21 protein-coding genes are annotated in these 19615 nt (G+C 38.2%); 17 read left to right on the top strand and 4 right to left on the bottom strand.

Features of this window, described 5'->3' with window-relative positions:
• The first annotated feature begins 11 nt into the window (after positions 1-11).
• The 5 genes from AACH28_RS08630 to AACH28_RS08610 all read left to right on the top strand — a co-directional run bounded on the left by AACH28_RS08630 (position 12) and on the right by AACH28_RS08610 (position 4784).
• Positions 12-1607, top strand: coding sequence for a SusD/RagB family nutrient-binding outer membrane lipoprotein (locus AACH28_RS08630; protein ID WP_333620835.1), 1596 nt, complete (start codon positions 12-14; stop codon positions 1605-1607).
• 68 nt (positions 1608-1675) lie between these two features.
• On the top strand, positions 1676-2158 hold the full coding sequence (locus tag AACH28_RS08625; protein ID WP_075991653.1) for a hypothetical protein: 483 nt from the start codon (positions 1676-1678) through the stop codon (positions 2156-2158).
• Positions 2159-2385: 227 nt separating this feature from the next.
• Positions 2386-2943, top strand: a complete 558-nt coding sequence (locus AACH28_RS08620; RefSeq protein ID WP_341832735.1) for a sigma-70 family RNA polymerase sigma factor — start codon at positions 2386-2388, stop codon at positions 2941-2943.
• Positions 2933-3754, top strand: coding sequence for a hypothetical protein (locus AACH28_RS08615; protein WP_341832734.1), 822 nt, complete (start codon positions 2933-2935; stop codon positions 3752-3754). Before AACH28_RS08620 ends, AACH28_RS08615 begins: the two co-directional genes overlap by 11 nt.
• Before the next feature lie 97 nt (positions 3755-3851).
• Positions 3852-4784 (top strand): DUF4097 family beta strand repeat-containing protein, encoded by a 933-nt coding sequence (locus AACH28_RS08610; RefSeq protein WP_341832733.1) that lies wholly within the window; start codon positions 3852-3854, stop codon positions 4782-4784.
• Positions 4785-4835: 51 nt separating this feature from the next.
• Here the strand turns inward: AACH28_RS08610 and AACH28_RS08605 are convergent, their stop codons facing one another.
• The 3 genes from AACH28_RS08605 to AACH28_RS08595 form a co-directional block, all read right to left on the bottom strand.
• Positions 4836-5537 carry a bifunctional 2-polyprenyl-6-hydroxyphenol methylase/3-demethylubiquinol 3-O-methyltransferase UbiG gene (locus AACH28_RS08605; RefSeq protein ID WP_286752909.1) on the bottom strand — a complete coding sequence of 234 codons (702 nt, stop codon included), beginning with the start codon at positions 5535-5537 and terminating at the stop codon, positions 4836-4838.
• Positions 5530-6711: a nicotinate phosphoribosyltransferase gene (gene pncB, locus AACH28_RS08600; protein ID WP_341832732.1), complete on the bottom strand. Its 1182-nt coding sequence runs from the start codon at positions 6709-6711 to the stop codon at positions 5530-5532. The genes AACH28_RS08605 and pncB overlap by 8 nt, the downstream gene beginning before the upstream one ends.
• A gap of 160 nt (positions 6712-6871) precedes the next feature.
• The gene (locus AACH28_RS08595; protein ID WP_341832731.1) at positions 6872-8386 is read right to left on the bottom strand and encodes a DUF6600 domain-containing protein; all 1515 of its coding nucleotides are present in this window, start codon (positions 8384-8386) and stop codon (positions 6872-6874) included.
• A 256-nt stretch (positions 8387-8642) separates the two neighbouring features.
• On the opposite strand from AACH28_RS08595, the gene AACH28_RS08590 reads away from it, so the two are divergent.
• From AACH28_RS08590 to AACH28_RS08565, 6 genes are all read left to right on the top strand, one after another.
• Positions 8643-9401, top strand: coding sequence for an ABC transporter permease (locus AACH28_RS08590; RefSeq protein ID WP_075991659.1), 759 nt, complete (start codon positions 8643-8645; stop codon positions 9399-9401).
• 6 nt (positions 9402-9407) lie between these two features.
• The gene (locus AACH28_RS08585; protein ID WP_075991660.1) at positions 9408-10181 is read left to right on the top strand and encodes an ABC transporter ATP-binding protein; all 774 of its coding nucleotides are present in this window, start codon (positions 9408-9410) and stop codon (positions 10179-10181) included.
• Positions 10182-10186: 5 nt separating this feature from the next.
• Entirely contained in the window at positions 10187-11191 is a 1005-nt protein-coding gene (locus AACH28_RS08580; RefSeq protein ID WP_070567326.1) for an MlaD family protein, read from the top strand.
• 144 nt (positions 11192-11335) lie between these two features.
• Positions 11336-12037 (top strand): RluA family pseudouridine synthase, encoded by a 702-nt coding sequence (locus AACH28_RS08575; protein ID WP_313184507.1) that lies wholly within the window; start codon positions 11336-11338, stop codon positions 12035-12037.
• Positions 12038-12064: 27 nt separating this feature from the next.
• Complete coding sequence (locus AACH28_RS08570) at positions 12065-12328, top strand: hypothetical protein (RefSeq protein WP_070567322.1); 264 nt, start codon at positions 12065-12067, stop codon at positions 12326-12328.
• Positions 12329-12437: 109 nt separating this feature from the next.
• Positions 12438-12788 carry a DUF983 domain-containing protein gene (locus AACH28_RS08565; protein WP_341832730.1) on the top strand — a complete coding sequence of 117 codons (351 nt, stop codon included), beginning with the start codon at positions 12438-12440 and terminating at the stop codon, positions 12786-12788.
• 20 nt (positions 12789-12808) lie between these two features.
• Here the strand turns inward: AACH28_RS08565 and AACH28_RS08560 are convergent, their stop codons facing one another.
• Positions 12809-13099 carry a DUF4286 family protein gene (locus AACH28_RS08560; RefSeq protein WP_341832729.1) on the bottom strand — a complete coding sequence of 97 codons (291 nt, stop codon included), beginning with the start codon at positions 13097-13099 and terminating at the stop codon, positions 12809-12811.
• A 177-nt stretch (positions 13100-13276) separates the two neighbouring features.
• Between AACH28_RS08560 and AACH28_RS08555 the strand changes: the two genes are divergently transcribed.
• The 6 genes from AACH28_RS08555 to AACH28_RS08530 all read left to right on the top strand — a co-directional run bounded on the left by AACH28_RS08555 (position 13277) and on the right by AACH28_RS08530 (position 19610).
• Positions 13277-15157 carry a S9 family peptidase gene (locus AACH28_RS08555; RefSeq protein WP_341832728.1) on the top strand — a complete coding sequence of 627 codons (1881 nt, stop codon included), beginning with the start codon at positions 13277-13279 and terminating at the stop codon, positions 15155-15157.
• A gap of 13 nt (positions 15158-15170) precedes the next feature.
• Complete coding sequence (locus tag AACH28_RS08550) at positions 15171-16829, top strand: HAMP domain-containing sensor histidine kinase (RefSeq protein ID WP_341832727.1); 1659 nt, start codon at positions 15171-15173, stop codon at positions 16827-16829.
• Positions 16830-16844: 15 nt separating this feature from the next.
• Positions 16845-17543, top strand: coding sequence for a response regulator transcription factor (locus tag AACH28_RS08545; RefSeq protein ID WP_046674214.1), 699 nt, complete (start codon positions 16845-16847; stop codon positions 17541-17543).
• A gap of 143 nt (positions 17544-17686) precedes the next feature.
• The gene (greA, locus tag AACH28_RS08540; RefSeq protein ID WP_046674213.1) at positions 17687-18160 is read left to right on the top strand and encodes a transcription elongation factor GreA; all 474 of its coding nucleotides are present in this window, start codon (positions 17687-17689) and stop codon (positions 18158-18160) included.
• A gap of 239 nt (positions 18161-18399) precedes the next feature.
• Positions 18400-18816 (top strand): HIT family protein, encoded by a 417-nt coding sequence (locus tag AACH28_RS08535; RefSeq protein WP_336833325.1) that lies wholly within the window; start codon positions 18400-18402, stop codon positions 18814-18816.
• A 143-nt stretch (positions 18817-18959) separates the two neighbouring features.
• Positions 18960-19610: a DedA family protein gene (locus AACH28_RS08530; protein ID WP_046674211.1), complete on the top strand. Its 651-nt coding sequence runs from the start codon at positions 18960-18962 to the stop codon at positions 19608-19610.
• Positions 19611-19615: the final 5 nt, after the last annotated feature.

Here is a 19615-nt window from a genome sequence, read left to right as displayed (position 1 = left end):
TGCAAACAATCATGAAAAGATATATTAAACCGGTAGTTATTAGTTTAATGGCAGCGACGTTATTTATAGAAAGTAGCTGTACAAAAGATTTTGATAAGATAAATACAGATCCAGTTGCTTATGGTAAAGAAAATTGGGATCCAAATTATACATTGAGCTCTGCACAATTATTTTATACAGGAAGTTTTGATTTTGCATACGATACATGGCGTGGAAATCTAATTTACTCGTCGACAATGATGCAGGGTCTATCGACTGTAGTGAGTTATTGGGCCGGCGATAAATATATGCTGAATGAAAGCTATACCGCGGCGTATTGGGGTACGGGTACAGTTGGGGCCTATATTGAGCAGGTTCGTAATATTGTGGATGTGGTTGAGTTTACAAAAGACAAACCAAAATATGCAAATCTGTACAATGTCGCACGTATTTGGAAAGCTTTAATTTTTGCTCGCTTAACTGATTTGTATGGTGATGTCCCCTATTCGGAGGCGGGACTGGGGTTTTATACCAAAGTTTATAAACCGAAGTATGATAAGCAGCAGGACATCTATAACGATTTGCTAAAGGAACTTGAAACGGCTACTGCAGCATTAAAGGATGATGGTGATAAAGTCACTGGTGATGTTATTTATAAAGGTGATATTGCCAAATGGCGTAAATTTGGCAATTCTCTGCTCTTACGAACAGCGATGCGTTTGGTTAAAGTAGACGAATCTAAAGCGAAGGAATATGTACAGAAGGCTGTGGGTAAGACAATGGACAGTAATGCCGACAATGCATTTATTTTACATGATGAATCAGGATCTAGGGTTACTCAGAATAGAAATAGCCAGGTTTTATTGGGCGATGGTGGCCAAGAGAATTATTATGTAAAATGGTCTAAAACATTTATTGACTATCTAAAAAGCAATAATGATCCGAGGTTGCAAAAGGTTGCTGTTACAAAACTATATTTATCAGAAAAGGACAAAACACAGAACGGGAGTTTTATCACAGATCCAACCAAGCAAAAGGGGATGCCGAATGGAAAAGATTTGGGATCAAATGCACAGTATAACATTAGTAGCGACCCAAGTTATACGACATTTGCAGAATATTCTTCGCCCAATCCTAATATGATCAAGCGGACCGGTGCGACATTTATTTTGACCTATGGTGAATCCGAGTTGCTGTTGGCTGAGGCAGCCCAACGTTGGGGAATAGGTGGTAGTGCAAGCGATCATTATAAAAAAGGTGTGAAGGCAAGCATTACCTATCTGAATCAGTATGATGGTTCTTTGACAATAAGTGATGCAGATGCTGAGACTTATTTGGCTGCGAATCCATATAATGCTGCTGATGCCTTAAAACAGATCAATACCCAATACTGGGCACATACGATAACGATGATGGATTTTTATGAAACTTGGAGCAACTGGCGCAGAAGTGGGTATCCGGCGTTAACTCCTGTGAATTATCCAGGAAATGCTACTTCGGGGACTATTCCTAGAAGATTCCCTTATCCTTCTACTGAAGCGGCTATCAATGGCGAAAACTACAGAGCGGCTTCAGCCGCAGTACCTGGCGGAGATAAGTTGTCTGGTCGAGTTTGGTGGGATAAATAATTACAATGGTTTGTTTTTGATTGAGGCTGAACTTTCGTAGTTTGGCCTCTTTAAACCTTTTATAAAATATGATAAACCTAAAAAATCAACTGCTATTTGCGATTGCGATTTCCTGTCTTGTTTTTTCATGTAAAAATACTACCGAAAAGAAAGATGTGGATGCAGTAAAAGCCAAGTCCTTGACCGGTACCTATAAGCTTATTGAAAGCAAAACAATCAAAGGGAAAGATACGGTAACTGCTTTTACGGACACGAGCAAAACCGAAATGTTTAAAATGTTCAATGATGACCATTTTTCCTTTTTTAACCACGATAAGGAAAAAGGTAAAGGTAAAGAACCGCTGTTTGTCGCAGGTGGGGGGACCTATTCTTTTGATGGTGTCAACTATCAAGAAAGATTACAATATTGTTCAATGCGCGATTGGGAAAGTAATAAGTTTGATTTTCAACTTACTTTAAAAGGAGATACATTGGTTCAGACAGGTGAGGAAAACTTACCTGAATTGGGCGTTAAACATACCATTGTGGAGACCTATCTAAAAGTTAAATAATCGATAATCTTATACCTGGAGTTTTAAAATCCTTATTAAGTTTATTTTATTAATGCAGACACTCAAGTTCATTCTTGAGTGTTTTTTGTTGAAAGGAGGCCCTTTAATGGGCTTTTGTGCATTTTTAGAATTATTTTAGAAAAAAAATAAAATTATATTGCAACATTTTCAGCAGAGCCCCGACTACATAGTAGAAACATAAGAATTAACAGTATTAATTTTAGAACGTGCAAAATCAGCTTAGCGATAAAGATTTATTAGCGATGTGCCAAACGGGCAATGAGTCTGGATTTGCACAGCTCTATCATCGGTATGCAAAAAAGATTTTTAATTCTATTTATCGGATTTTGTCCAATCAGGAAGAAAGTGAAGATATTTTACAGGAAACCTTTGTTGACTTTTTTTCAAGATCAGATAAATGGCATTTAGTTCTCAGTGTGGAAGCCTGGTTGAGAAGGATGGGGGTGAATAAGGCAATCTCACTGTTACGGAAGAATAAGCAATATTTTACGCCGGTGGATGATTTGGAAATTAAGGATGATGGCGAAGACGAATTGCTGGAAAAAGAATGGCGTGAATGTCGTTTGACAGATTTAGAGCATGTGATCGATCAATTGACAGGCGTGCCTAAGATGGTTGTTAATCTTTACCTGTTTGAAAACATGAGCCATGATGAGGTTGCGGAAACATTGGGGATGACAGCGGTTGCTGTGCGTAGTCAATATCGCCGTGCTAAAAAGAAAATTTACGAAGAATTGAAGGAAAGGTATAATTATGCGGGATAATTTAAAAGATTTTGTGAACGCTAATCGGGAGGCATTTGATCAGAGAGAACCTTCGGCTGACTTATGGAATAAAATAAGACCACAAGTAGTTCCCCCTGTTCAGGAAAGAAAGATTAAGCCTTTATGGAAGTGGGCTAGTATTGCGGCAGCAGCCCTGTTAGTTGGGACAGCAACTTTTATTGTTTTTAATCAACAACGAGACATAGAAGTAGAAAAGCCTGTGGCTGCGGTACATCCTATTACTGTTCCGGAAAAAGAAGACAATGCAAAAGCAGTTGATGCTGAGGTGATGAGAATTCATACTGGTAGCCAAGAGGCTTCAGCTCCCGTTAAGGCAATCGCCGGTATCGAAAGCAAAGGAAAACAATTGGCAAAAGTAAGCGTATCGGAAACTGCTCATCGTGAAATGGAAGAGAAAATGGATTACGTTCAGATGCTTCAGGATTCGAGTTCCGCAAGCACGCGTTTAAGTGCTGTCTTGGCGATGAAAGATGGGGGTAAGTTAGATCGGAATAGTGTGGGAGCTTTGGAAAAGACAGCTGTCTCAGATCAAAGTAGTAATGTCCGCATGGCTGCAATCGAAACCATATTAGGTGGACTTAGTCCAGAAGAACGTCAGCAGAAAGTTCAGGACTTCTTTGTGGAGCAAAATGACCCCACTTTACAAATGGAACTGATGCAAATGATGGCTCAACAGGAGGATCCGACGATGAAAGCAACAACAAAAGAAAAGTTAAATGAAATTGTGGAAGATCCATTTACCCTGAAATTTGTGAAGGAGCAAGCATATGCGGTATTATTAAATCAATAATAGGATATATTAAGGTAGAAGTCAGATTGTGTAGGTTAATCTATGAAAAAGCTTAAAATGCATTATTTGACAAATAATGAAGATAAATTAAAACGAAATGAAAAAGATAAGGATAATGATGATTGGGGTCGCACTGATCTTTGCAAGCGCATTGCAGGCCCAGGTAAATGAAACTTTAGAGAGTGTGGCGCCGCCAAAACCTCCTAATCCTCCTAAAAAGGCCAGAGCGGTTTCAGGCGTTATAGTAAATAATAGTAATAATTTCACTTTTAGTTCCGCTGGATTCGGTCGTAGTAGTGGGCCGAAAAACTGGAAAGAAATTAAAGTGCCCAACTTGGGAAACAAGCTTTTACTAAAACTGGATAATGTTTATATTGAAGGTTATAAAGGAAAAGATGTGCTGATTACAGCCAAGGTGGAGGAGACTGAAGAAAATGACCGCGCAAAAGGCCTACGTGTGATCAATGGCTCGGGATTATCGGATAATTCAGGACTTGGTATGAATATCAAGACAGAAGGTGGAGTGACGGAAATAAGCATGGTTGGGATGCCCTTAGAGGATTCTATTCGTATCAAGATACCGATGGATTTACCTGTGACGATCAAGGGAGGGCGTGGAGCCATGTTTAATGCTGGAGTTATCGAATTAAAAGATATCCGGGCTGAGGTTGAAGTTGCTAGTACGATAGGCGACGTGAATTTATTGAATGTTACCGGGCCGATCAATGTAAAGGTTTCACAGGGAGATGTTACAGCCAAATTTGTTCAACCTGTCAAAGGACCGATTTCTTTAGTCGCTGCCATGGGCGCCGTAGATGTTGCCTTTCCAAAGAATTTCGGAGCTAATGTGGATGTGAAATCAGCCATGGGTAATATCTATGCTGCCGACGAATTTCAATTCGAAAAACCTGCCGAGGAAGCCAAATCAACTCCGATGGGTAACGCCGTGAAAGGCAAAATGAATGGTGGAGGACAGGATGTTATCTTAAAAACATCCATGGGAGATATCTATATAAGAACACAGAAATAATATATATAATAACATAGAAATAATAAAAAAATAGCCTGTTAGAATAACAGGCTATTTTTTTAGTTCCATGCGGACGAGGTATTGATCATTCTCATCTTCATACAAAATTTGTACAACCCAACCCAGTTCGTGCGAAATTTTGATCAATAAATCCTGGTCTAAATAGAGCCATTTGAACAGGTTTCCTTTTTTGCCTTTGTATTCGTATTGATATTGAATTTCCCCAAAATAATGCGCTGGTTTTTTGATGTTATAATCTTTGTACAGATAACTGATGTCTGAAGAGTCAAAAATCAGTTGGCCATTTTCAGTCAATAATTCTTTGCTATGCTGTAATAGTTTTCGAAAGCCATCTACGTCGCCAGCAAGGCCTATTCCGTTCATCAAAAGCAAAAGTGTATCGTATTTTTGGCCTTCGAATTTATAGAAATCTTCGCAGATAATATGTTGTACCCCGCGTTGTTGCATAATATGGCAGGCGGTCTGCGAGAGTTCCAGTGCATCTACTTCAAAACCTTTTTCTTGTAGATAAAGGCTATGGCTGCCAACTCCAGCTCCAACATCCAGTACACGTCCATCACATAAGGATAGACCAATAAATTCCAGTTCAGGGAAATCATCAGGTTCACGAAAGAAAATCTCGACCGGCATTTCGTCTCGGTCGCCATAACTCGTGTGGAGTACTAAAGGAAATTTTTCTTCTTGATGTACGAAATAATCATCTAAAGCTTCACCGTATACGTCTCTATGCATTGTCATCATCAATCATTAGTACTTTTTTTGCTATATATATGGAGTCTTCATCTCCCGTATGTTTCATGGGTTCGTCAGATAGTTTGATGACCGGGGTCCATTGATCATCTTCTGGCAAAGCGTCGGTCATCTTAATGACGATATTCATGGGTTTAAGACCGACATCATTGGTGAAATTGGTGCCAACGCCAAAGGAATGCAAGATTTTTCCCTCACAGTAGCTCGCGATTCTTTCGACTTTCTCATAGTCCAGTCCATCCGAGAATATAATTGTTTTGGAGAGGGGATCGATTCCATTCTTCTTATAATGTGCGATGACCTTATCTGTAAATTCAAGTGGATCTCCACTGTCGTGTCGGACTCCATCAAATAATTTGGTTAATTTTTTGTCAAACTGCTGAAAGAAGACTTCCGTCGTATAGGTGTCCGATAGTGCTATTCCGAGGTCACCCCGGTAGACATCAGACCAATGTTCAAGGCCAAGGAGATTCGCCATTTTATATCCGTATTTGGCGGCGTGAAACATAAACCATTCATGGGCGTGTGTGCCAATTGGTTTCGTTTCATATTTCATTGCTAAATGTACATTGCTGGTACCTATAAATGTTTTTTCGCCATATTGCTTCAGTGTGCGAACGACCATATCATGGACTTCATAAGAATGACGTCTGCGCGTGCCAAAATCAGCAATTGTGATATTGAGTTTTTTATATTTTTCGATTTTATCTTTGGCTGTGGCGATCACTTCTACATCCGAGGCATGTTGTAAACCTTGGGATTCATAAAAAAGTTCACAGATGAGCGACATCAACGGAACCTCCCAAAGAATAGTACGGTACCAGTACCCTTCAATAATGACTTCAAGGTCGGGGCCATCCTGGAATATTTTGATCTCTTCGGGATCGTAGCGATAACCTTGAAGAAAGTCAAAATAGGTTGGGTCTATATAAGGACATGTTCTGGCAAAAAATGCCTTTTCTGCTTTTGTTAACTTCAAATTAGCCATCTCATTGACGGCTTCCTTCAGGAGCACGTCAAAACCATCGGGAAATTTATGATGTCCCCGGTTAATAAAATGATAACGTGCCTTGGCCTTTGGAAACAACTTAACCACAGCATGCTGCATGGTGAATTTGTAAAAGTCATTATCTAATATAGAGGTAAATGAAGCCATCTTTATCGATCTGTTTTTTTGTTTGAAGCGGTAAATTTACTAATTAACGTGAAAATGCAGGGATTGTTCATGATAAATATAAAAAGACATGCATATAAAAGGCGGGTAAAATTTTTCATTTTACCCGCCAGATATGATTTATTATTTTATTCGGCTGTCATTATCTTGTTCTAGATCTTTCTGATCCTTGTGAAGAACGTCCAGAGCTACGTTCACCAGAGCTTTCTGAAGACCTTGATCGCGATACAGACGATGAATTGTCTGTATTTGATCTACTTCTTGTGTTTTCGTAGCTCCGATTTTGAGTTGGTTGTGCTACAGGCTGTGACACAGGTTGGCTTGAACGTGTTCTGCTGCCATCATAATTTCCATTGCGTTGCGGCGTTGTTGTCGGTTGAACTACTCGTGGAGGCACAGTCTGGTCAGAGCTGCTCGCATTTGACCGCGAACGTGAATTATAATCTGTGTTTCTATTGTAGTCTGTACTTCTGCCGTTTATAACACCATTATTATCAACGGAGCCATTTTGTCTATTTCTACTGGTAGATGTAGGGTTGTTATTGTTTGAAGCATCCGATTGCCGACCTGACCGCGTTCTAAAATCATAGTTATTCGAATTAGGTTGTGTACCGTTCGTATTTCTATTTACAGTTCCATTTTCGCTCGTCCTAGTATTATTATTTGAACTACGGCTTGAACCGCCGTTGTTGTTGGCATCATTACGAGACCTTACAGAAGCATTTCCGCTGTTATCGATATATAACTCACGACTTCCTGATCTTGAATCGATGTTGTCCCGATTGCTGATAACACGATTGGTACGATCTGAAATCTCACTATTGTTATTACGTGTTCGGGTAGAAGCATCCACGACATTTGTAGGACGTGCAGAAGATCGTGTATTACGGTCTACATTTGGACGGTACATACTGATTTCATTACTACGATTGCTGCTACTACGGGTAGATCCAGGTCGATCGGCATTTGCGATTCTATTAACTGTCACACTTCTTCCTGTCGAACGTTCGATGTCAGATCTTCGAGGGCCACCAACATAATAGTTATTGTTAATTATCGTAGTATTGTTGATAATAGTGGTTCTGTTATAGATATTATTGTAATTTCTTCGATTAACATAATACCTATCCATATCCCTACTCATAAAGTGATTGACCGCTACAAATGTCCAGAAGTTCATTGGAATATTAACGGATACATTGATACTCATGCCCGGGCCCATTGGTGCCCAACCGTAATAGTCGTTACTTTGACGCCAATTTACCCATGCTGGTCCCCATTCATAGTCAGGAACCCATCCCCATCCATAGCGGTCATTATAGTTCCAGCGACCGTAATGAAATGGAGCCCAACCCCAGTCATAGTTGGATACCCAGGTATTACCATAGTCGGTCATTGTCCAATAACCATTGGTAGCATAAGGCTGGAAGTTCGGGCCAACGTCCGGAATCCAGACATAACCATAATTGGGATCATTAACCCATTGTCCGTAAGGGGAGAGTTGATCATAGAACATCTGGAACGAAACTCCAGCATTGTTATAATTGTTATAACCATTATATCCACCCCGTTGGGCCATCGAAGTCGCGCAACTTGAAAAAGAAGCGATACCTATAAAACCAAGTACCCAATATTTTATGTTGCCTAAATTTTTCATGACTGTAATATTTAAAAGTGTGACAAAACTCTATTGTATTGTCTTTGTTATTATGACAGCATAACGTATAAAATGGTTTAATCGGTACACTGGAGATCTGATTTTTTTTATATAAAAGTCAAATTGATGATCTTTTTACATAAACGACAATTTTAGATACATATTTTTTATTTACCTTTACCGCTCGAATTGCTACGTGTTTGTTCAGCATAAGACGTGTTTTATGACACATTAATTTGAAATAGACATCATTTAAATGGCTAAAAAACTTCAGACTTTTTTTCTAGAATTCGCAAACATTCACCGTTTTTTGCTACGGTTTTGGCGCGAATTGGTAACTCCACCATATGAATTTAAAGAAATTGTCCGCCAGTGCTATGAAATAGGCTACAAATCTTTGCCTTTGATCAGTTTAACGGGGTTTATTGTTGGATTTGTCTTTACAAAACAATCGCGTCCTTCTTTGGAAGAATTCGGGGCGACTTCGATGTTGCCTTCGCTTATTTCGATTGCTATTGTTCGTGCTCTTGCACCGCTGGTGACAGCTTTAATAGCTTCGGGTAAAGTGGGCTCGCAAATCGGTGCGGAACTAAGTTCGATGAATGTCACGGAGCAAATCGATGCCATGGAAGTTTCGGGAACTAATCCATATAAGTATCTTATTGTAAGTAGAATATTAGCTACAACTATTGGGATTCCTGTACTATGTTTTTATGTAGCGGGTATAGGTCTTTTAGGCGGTTACCTAAGTATGATGAGTAAAGACGACTTAAGCTTTTTGAGTTTTTTTACGCAAGTATTTGAGACGATAGCATTTAAGGATTTAGGTGCTATGGTTTTGCGTGCGGTTATATTTGGTTTTACTATTGGAGCTGTAAGTTGTTATTGCGGTTATTTTTCTTCAAAGGGGACTGAAGGTGTGGGTAAGGCAGCCAATGCGGCCGTTGTCGCTTCGATGTTCCTTGTATTTATTGAGGAAATAATTATTGTTCAAGTTTTATCGTTCTTTGGATAGCGAGCTATGGAAAAGATTAAATCAACCATCGACCATTCGAAGCCGGTCATTGAAATTAGGGATGTTAGCAAGTCTTTCGGTGATAATCACGTCCTACGTGGTGTCAACCTGGATTTATATAAAGAAGAAAATCTCGTTGTGCTTGGACGTTCTGGAACGGGGAAATCAGTGTTGATCAAATTGATTTCTGGTTTATTAAGACCGGATGAGGGGACGATCAATGTTTTGGGAGAGTCAGTTCTTGAATTAAATGATCGCGAACTGCGTGAATTACGCTTAAAAATAGGGTTTTCTTTTCAGAATAGTGCGCTTTATGATAGTATGACTGTGCGCGAAAATTTGGAATTTCCATTGGTTCGAAATAAACGGAACTTAACACGTTCGGAGATCAACTACGCTGTAGAAGAGGTTTTGGATGGAGTAGGGCTTTCGCAAGCTATCAATCAGATGCCATCGGAGTTGTCGGGTGGACAACGTAAACGAATTGGCATTGCGCGCACACTGATTCTTAGACCTGAAATCATGATGTACGATGAACCAACAGCAGGACTAGATCCGATCACTTGTTTGGAGATTAATGGATTGATTAATGAGGTTCAGGAGAGGTATAAAACAGCATCAATTATTATTACGCATGATTTAGCTTGTGCGAAAGAGGTGGGAGACCGTATTGTAATGTTGTTGGATGGCAAGTTTGAAAGACAGGGGTCTTTTGAAGAGATTTTTGATACAGATGACGCACGTGTAAGAGCGTTTTATAATTATAATTTTATTCTATAATATACATGAGTAAGGCAGAAAATAAAAGAGCAATCATTGTCGGTATTTTTGTTTTTTTAGGCGTATTGATTCTTTTAGCGGGTATTTTTATTTTGGGTAGCCAGCAAAAGAAATTTACTAGAAATATCGAAATTACGACTTCATTTCCCGATGTCGCTGGATTGAAAGTGGGGAGTAATGTGTGGTTTTCTGGGGTTAAGGTAGGGATCATTAAGAATATACATTTTAAAAGCGTGCAGGATGTTGAGGTGGTATTGACAATCGAGGAGAAATCTGCTGAATATATTCGTAAAGATGCTGTAACAAAATTGGGCTCGGACGGTTTGATTGGTAATAAGATCGTAGTGATTTCTGGAGGGTCGCAAAATGCGCCAACAGTGGAGACAGGTGATTTCTTGCGTTCGGCGAAGACTGCGGACATGGAAGCAATGATGGAAACATTGCAGGTAAATAATGAAAACTTAGCAAAGATTACTACTGACTTTGTAGAAATATCACGTGGATTGGCGGACGGAAAAGGAATGGTTGGAGCGATGTTGACCGATACTTCTATGGTTAACACATTGCGTGCTACGTTATTGTCAATCAGTGCTGCAATGAATAATGCGAACAAAGCATCTGCTAATTTGGTTACCTTGACAAACTCTTTAAACAGCAATAAGGGCTTGATTCATGATTTAACGACTGATACAGCTATATTCTCTAACCTGCGTCAGTCTGCAGCGCAGTTGCAAGGAGTTTCTCAGACAGCAAATGCATTGATAAACAATTTGAATAATGCTTCAAGTCGATTGAATGATAAAGATAATGCGGTGGGTGTGTTATTGAATGATCCGGCATCGGCAAATCAAATTAAATCGGCAATCAATAATTTAAATTCGAGCACATCCAAACTGGACGAGAATATGGAAGCGCTACAGCATAATTTCTTGCTGCGTGGTTTCTTTAAAAAGAAGATGAAGGAGGACGCGAAAAAAGCTGAATTGCTTAAAGCGGACACTGCAAAATAAGTTGTGTTAAAAAAAGAGCATAAGGAAAGGCTGTACGCTTGCGTAGGGCCTTTTTTAATAAATAATACCATAATTGTGGGGAGCCAAGTCAACAAACTTTAAGTATTGTATAGCATTTGGATACCCCTTTTAGATTTGAAAGAAATGAATCACAGCGAAATAACCGATAAAGACGTCATTTACGAAGATAATCATCTCATCGCTATAAATAAGAAAGCGGGGGATATTGTGCAGGTGGATGAAACAGGAGACCTATCTTTAGAAGATATGGTGAAAGTATATTTGAAAAAGAAATATGATAAGCCAAATGAAGCATTTGTCGGTGTTATTCATCGATTAGATAGGCCTGTTAGTGGTATGATTTTGTTCGCCAAAACAAGTAAGGCGCTAGAGCGAATGAATAAATTTTTTCAGGATAGACATGTGAAAAAGACCTATTTGGCAATAGTCAGACAGCGTCCGCGAAAAACTGAGGGGAAACTGATCAATTGGTTGGTTCGGAATAGACAAACAAGGGTAACAAAGGCCTTTCCACGCGAGGTGAAAGGCGGAAGTTATGCCGAGCTGGATTATACATTGGTGGGTGAGTTGAATGGATTCTATTTGCTGCGCGTAGAACCTTTAACAGGTCGTACCCATCAGATTCGCGCGCAACTTGCAGCGATGGGTTGTCCTATTGTTGGTGATAATAAGTATGGGTATCCAAGAGGCAGTTCTTTGGGCAGTATTTGTTTACATTCCCGTTCATTGGCCTTTACGCATCCAATAAAAAAGGATAAGATGGAATTGATCGCTTCTTTGCCGAAAGATGGCTTCTGGGATAAATTTGAATCTTTGGCACGTTAATCGTTAAAATTTCAGTACCTTTGTGCTATGAAATGGTTTAAATATTTACTCCTAATATTTACCTTAAGCTGCTCGGCTGTTTCTGTTTCGTACGGACAGTGTGCGATGTGTACATTGAACGCTGAGAATTCTACGAAGGAAGGAAATATGCAAGGAAGAGGTCTGAATGACGGTATTTTGTTTCTATTGGTAATACCTTATCTAGCCGCGGCGGGCCTTGGTTATTTATGGTATAAAAAATACCGCAAGAAGAACCCCGTAACAAAGAAATTTTTAAACGAAATAAAATAGATTATTAATGCCCACATCCAAATTCCATGCAATGATACATTCCAAATGTCCGAAGTGTCATATTGGTAATGTATTTGTAGGAAAGGTATACAGTTTACATAAGCAGCATATGAATGATACTTGCCCTTATTGTGGTGTCAAGTACGAGGTTGAGCCGGGGTATTTCTATGCTGCCATGTATGTGAGTTATGCTTTGTCTGTCGCTGAGATTGTTACTGTATCTGTTGCTATCGCAATTTTGACAGGAAGCGAGTCTCCTTGGTCTTATCTGATTGGTCTAGCTTTAACCATTTTGGTCTTCGCACCTTTTAATTTTAGATATGCCCGTTTGATTTTACTTCATTTTTTAACGCCAAAAATCAGTTATGATCCGCGCTATGAATTGGCGGCAGAGATAGGTGAAAAGAATAATATGAATCTTGAAGAAGATAGTAACGGTATTAATGAGATAAAAAAATAAAAGAGCTCCAAAGAGCTCTTTTATTTTTTTAGATACTTCATGGTACTGTCGAAAAGGAACACCTTGTCTTTATATACGTCCGAAATGAGTTGTTGTAATGGGATTAGATGTAGTTGCTGAAAATCTGCTATATGGTCTTCTGTAGGGAGTATAACCTGAATGCAGTAGGTCATACCTTCGTGTGGAGACTGGAGCATTTCCAGAAAATGCACTTGAAATTTTTGGGATTGCACGATATTATCCTGAATCCATGAAACGACCTCTTGATGGATTGTTTCTTCTGCTATAACGGAGACATTGTATAAAAACATATGCAAAAATACGCTATTTTTCTGCGATAAAAAAGATTCTAAAGGACAGAACCGAGATAAGTTTGAATATTACATTTAATTACTATATCTTGTAAAAATAAGGTTGCATTTCATGCAATTCCGTATTTAATTGCAATATTTGGAATAAATGATAAGGATGTATTTGGGATTATGAGGATGAAATTTTGGATAGGTTTGTTTTTTTCTGCCATGATCATGTTGGGGTGTCAACGACATAGTGTTGATCTTATTCCAATAAATCAATTTTTTTCTACACCTGAAAAATCAAATTTTAAGATTTCTCCAAATGGTCGATTTATCGCTTACATTGGCTTAGATAATCATTGCAAAAATATCTATTTAATAGATTTGATCAATAAGGATAGTTCCAAACAGCTTACTTATCAAAATGATATTAATGTAAAATCCTTCGCTTGGAACAATGATTCAAAAATTTCCTTTTTGACGGAACAATCTTCGCAGGACAGTTTACGTTTATATGCTGTGGACATCAACACAGAAAAGATTTGGACATTGATTAAACCGGTACGAGGTCGGTTTCGATGGATTCATGCTATGGCGACCGGAGGTGATAGTTTTATAGCGGGAATCAACGATAGAGACTCTTCTTTTTTTGACCTTTATCGTATCTATTTAGACGGGAGGCCTCGGGAATTGGTTTTACAGAATCCGGGAAATATGAGCTCCTGGGTTGTATCTAATGATGGGCAGGTACGATTGGCTGTGGCCAACGATTCTGTACAGCAATCTGTGCTCTATAGAAGTTCAGAAAAAGAACCATTTAAAGAGATTATACGATGTGATGTTGAAAGTAGTTTTACTCCACTGGGTTATAAGGATAGTTCAAATGCCATCATTTATGCTTTATCCAATATAGACAGGGATAAACTGGCCTTGGTAAGTTATGATTTAGTAAACCAAAAAGAGCTGGGCGAGCTATATAGTCATAAAGATGTTGACGTGAGCCCTGGGGGGTATTTCACTGAACAGAATAAGCTGTTATTTGTCAATTATAGCACATCAAGACAGAACAGACATTTTTTTGATGAGGCTACCAAAAAGAAATATGATCAATTGTCGAAGCAGATTGATGGCTTTGAGTTTCAGGTATTGAATACTGATATTTCGGGGAACAAGGTCATTATCAAAACCTATACGGACGTAAACCCGGGCGGGATTTATTTCTATGATTTTTCGACTCAAAAATTAACGAAGCTAACAGATAATAATTCCGATCTAAAAGACAAAGAACTTTCTCCAAATGAGTATATCACTTATACGGCGAGAGATGGCATTCAGATTTCGGGTTATTTAACTTATCCCATTCATTCCAATCGCAAAAATCTGCCTATGGTTGTATTGCCCCATGATGGACCTAACGGACGGGAGGTTTGGGGATTCGATAACGAAGCGCAGTTTTTGGCGAACAGGGGTTATTTGGTTTTTCAGATGAACTATAGGGGATCGACCGGTTTTGGTAAGAAGTTTTGGACTGCGGGATTTAAGGAATGGGGCGGGAAGATTCAGGATGATATTACTGATGGAGTAAAATGGTTGATTAAAGAAGGAATTGCTGATCGGGAACGTGTCGCTATTGTAGGGAAAGGTTTCGGAGGCTATTCGGCGCTACACGCTGCTTGTTTTAATTCTGATCTTTATAAATGTGCCGTGTCTTATTCCGGCTATACCAATCTGTTCACTTACTTTAGAGATATACCGCCATATTTTAAATCGTATGTGCAGAAAATGTATCAAGTAGTTGGGAATCCGATTCGGGAGGCTGAGCTATTTAAAAATATTTCACCTGTATTTCATTCGGATAAAGTAAAGATACCGGTGCTATTGGTACAGGGAGGAAAGGATCGGTTTAGTTCGGTAACAGATGCAAATCAATTTGTGCAGAAATTAAAGAATAATAATGTTCCTGTGCAATACATCCTGAAAGAGGATGAAGATAGAACTTTTAAACGGGATGAGAATGTCTTTGGTTACTATAATGAGCTGGAGCGATTTTTGGCGAAATATCTTATAGACTAAAGGCGGGGAGACTATGAAAGCAGAGAAATATAGCTATCGAAAAAACTACGGCCTATTGTTGATGTTTTTCATCGTGATTAGTGGTCTGTACATTTTTGCCCTTTTTCTTTCCCGTAATTATACAGAATCGCATATAAAAAATGAATTCACTAACCGGAAATCAGAAATATTTGATCAAACCTTAATCCCTTTCAACGATTTTTTTCAAAATAGAATTCCTGAAGTTTCTTTTTATCAGGGTTTTTTGGATTCAGTGCAGGCGGGGAAATATGCGTATAGTATATTAAGTTCATATCCTTTTGTTCGGGAAATCGGTTTTTTTGATTTGCAATTTAATAATGATCATAACTTGAACTATGGTTTTATTGTTAATAATCTTAGAATTCAACCGAAGACCATAACCATTTTTACCGTTTCCCGATCCGGGCTGAATAAGAATACGATTCGAGACCGTGGGCAGATGGGCCTGCATTCTGAGGAAATTAATAATATTGGCGTCAAGCTGGCAACTTATATCGATAAATTGCAACCGAATGCCAAGCTTTCTGATAAGGATATCCTGAAGGTTTTTTATACGATAAGACCCGGACAGATTACCTACTTGAATATTCCGAGGGTCAATGACTTAATTGTCTATAAGTCCATCATGGAAGGCAATTTGGATCATACTGTCGGATATGAACAGGATATGTTCAATTTTCAGATTGACCCAATGTATCTGGAAGTAAAAAATAGTTATTCAAATCTTTATGAGAAAGTCGAAATAGTCCCACTGGTTGGTGCTCCGATTACATCTGAAAATGACGAAATTTCAACCGAGATGCCGTTACCTGGAGCGTTAGCTGACTACAAACTTCTTTTTAGATCGAGTAAAAGTTTTCTGTCAAAAGAGATAAACCGTAGTTTTTGGCCGGTATTGGGTGGGGTATCTCTGATTTATATTATTTTGATTGCAATATTATATTTAATTTATAGAAATTTAGAAATTAACGGAAGACTTTTTAAATTGCAGTACGATTTCATCAATAATCTTACCCACGAGTTTAAGACGCCTGTGAGTGTTATTAAAATTGCTGGCAATAATATTAAGAGTGCACAGGTACTCTCTGATGAAGAACGGAAAATGTATGGAAATATATTAGATCAGGAGGCGGACCGATTAAATAACTTGATGAATAAGCTGTTGTCTTTTAGTCAGATCGAAAATAAAACCATAAAATTAAATAAAGAAGAAGTTGATTTGGAGGAATTTACCGAAAATCTAGTCGCTTCGTCAAGAATAAAGTATGCGGATTTCAAGATTAGCACAAAAATTGATGTAAGGACATCAATGCTTGCAGATCCGGTACTATTGAGTAGCGTGTTTCAAAATATGATTGATAATGCCTATAAATATTCGAAAGCGGGGCATAAAATCTTAGATATTGCGATACAACAAAACAAGAAGAATTTTGTTATCACTTTTAAGGATGAAGGAATAGGTATTGAGAAGGCAGAGTTTAACAACATCTTCAAAAAGTTTTATAGAATAAAAAGTCAATATAATCAGCAAGGAAGTATCGGTTTGGGCTTGGCTTTCTGTAAAGAGATTACCGAATTTATAGGCGGTGATATTACAGTAAAAAGTCAATTGGGACAGGGGACCACCTTCACCTTGGTATTTCCGGTTTAAAAAATAAATTTAAATATGAATAAAGACATCACTGTTGCTGTTATTGAAGATGATGAGAACTTACGGTTCTTGGTAAAACATCGATTGGAATCCGAAGGCTATCAGGTCATTCAAAGTGGAAATGGGAATGAAGCGGAAAGTTTGATCTTGGAAAAGAGACCCGATGTGGTTTTGTTGGATTGGATGCTTCCAGGAAAAGAAGGTAACGAAATCTGTGAAGATGTCCGTAAAGCCGGGTTTGAGAACATCATTATCATGATGACAGCGAAATCTCAAGATGTGGACAAAATTGAAGCCTATAGCTTTGGTGTGACTGATTACATTAGTAAGCCATTTAACATGGATGTGCTTATTGCTATGATCGATAATAAGGTGAAATTTTTCTTACCGAAGAACAGTCCCGAAGTATATAAATTTGGCCAAACGGAACATCATCCGAATATTCATTCCTTAATACGTGACGGGAGGAAAGTTGAGTTGACCATTTTGGAAAACCGAATTTTGCTTCATTTTTTACAAAACCTAGGCCGGGAGATTACACGCGAGGAGTTAATGGAGGTTGTTTGGGGGTATAGCTCAAATGTCAACACACGTACGTTGGATATGCATGTGGTTCGTTTAAGGAAAAAGATCGAAACAAATCCAGATAAGCCACATTATTTACAAACAGTTCGGGGGCTGGGGTATAAATTTGTTGATGAGGAAGAGATTTAATTTTATTTAACGGGTAAGAATTTGTTTTGTTGAAAACAATTATTATCTTCGTATAGATTCAAAGCAAGACCATGTTTCCTGACGAGGGAAATATGGTCTTGTTTCTTTTTTAAAATGTAGAAAATAAGAAAAAAGATAAAATTATGGCAGAAGTAACTTATTTTACGGAAGAAGGATTGCGTAAGCTTAAAGAAGAATTGGCTTATCTGAAGACGGAAGGAAGGTCTAAAATTGCCAATGCTATTGCAGAGGCTAGAGACAAAGGAGATTTGTCAGAAAATGCAGAGTATGATGCTGCTAAAGAAGCTCAGGGGCTTCACGAAGCTAAAATTGCCAATTTGGAGAATACATTGGCGACAGCACGTTTAATTGATGAGTCTAAATTGGATACATCTAAAGTTTTGGCCTTATCGATTGTTAAGATCAAGAACAAAAAGAATGGTGCTGAAATGACGTATCAATTGGTGGCGGAGTCAGAAGCAGATTTGAAGTCGGGCAAGATTTCAGTTAAATCTCCTATTGCCCAGGGGTTGTTGGGAAAATCGAAAGGTGATACAGCTGTTATTGAAGTGCCTGCCGGTAAAATTGAATTCGAGATCGTAGAGATTTCAAGATAATATATGTCGGTTATGTGCGGTATGCCATAACCGCACATCCACAAATTAACTTTATATTAAGAAGGTCGTGATATAGCAATCGCGACCTTTTTTGTTTATATTTGTTGGACAGTACAAAAACAGGGTATGAAAAAATCGGTAATCAAATCTTTAATTGCTGACATACCAGAGGCTTTGCAATTTAAAGTCTGTTGTTTGCTGATTATTGTTTAAAAGATTTATTCCAAGATTAGAATAATATGTCGACAATTTTTTCAAAAATCGTTGCTGGCGAGATCCCAGCTTACAAAGTTGCAGAAAGTAATGATTTTCTAGCTTTTTTGGATATCAGTCCATTGGCTAAGGGGCACGTTCTTGTGATCCCTAAGAAAGAGACCGATTACATTTTTGATATAGAAGATGATGAATATATGGCACTTTGGGTGTTTGCTAAGATTGTTGCTCAAGGCATTAAAAAGGTAATTCCCTGTGTAAAAGTCGGTGTAGCGGTAGTTGGTTTGGAGGTGGCGCACGCACATATACATTTGGTGCCGATTAATAAAATTAGTGATTTAAACTTTGCTGGACCTAAATTGAGCTTGGCAGAGGACGAACTTCATCAGATTGCGACAACTATTCGCGAATCTATCGTCAGTATAACTGCTCAAAATCAATAACTAGAAAAGATTATATTACACTTGATTTACGTTCGTTTTTTAGAAGAATGCTATATTTGTACTTTGCTGTTTAAAATTTGTACAAGGAGAAGCGTAGGATTTGTTCTAAAAAAGAAACGCAATATTGATTTTTACTAAAGATTATGCATGAACTTTTGTTGTCATTTCAACAATTATTAAATCCAGAAGAGTTATTGAGCTCTGGTGGATTTTATCTGGTTATCTTAATTGTATTTGCTGAGACAGGTCTATTTTTTGGATTTTTTCTACCTGGTGATTATTTATTATTTCTTGCAGGATTATTTTGTGCACTAAATAAAATTGACGTTAATATATACACGCTTTGTCTAGGCTTATTTGTCGCGGGAGTATTAGGGAATTTTACAGGGTATTGGTTTGGTTATCGAGCGGGGCCGATGCTGTTTAAGCGAAAAGATAGTTTCATCTTTAAGCGAAAATATGTGGTCATGGCCGAAGAATTTTACCATAAATATGGTGGAACTGCTTTAATTATAGGAAGATTTGTTCCAATAGTTCGTACTTTTGCACCTATCTTTGCAGGTGTTGTAAAATTAGATTTTAAGAAGTTCGTTCTGTATAATGTTGCCGGAGCTGCCATTTGGGTACTTGTATTGACCCTGTCTGGATATTTCCTTGGTATTGAGTTCCCTTGGATTATACATTATGTAGAATATGTTGTCGTTGGTATGATTGTGATCGCATTTTTACCAATTGCAATAACGTTGTTAAAAAAGCGTATAAAAGATAAAAGAAACAAACAAAATATACAGTAAAATAA

The sequence above is a fragment of the Sphingobacterium thalpophilum genome, assembly GCF_038396785.1.
GTDB lineage: Bacteria > Bacteroidota > Bacteroidia > Sphingobacteriales > Sphingobacteriaceae > Sphingobacterium > Sphingobacterium thalpophilum_A.
The sequence above is the reverse complement of the archived record's forward strand: the minus strand, read 5'-3'. Positions and strand labels throughout refer to the sequence as shown.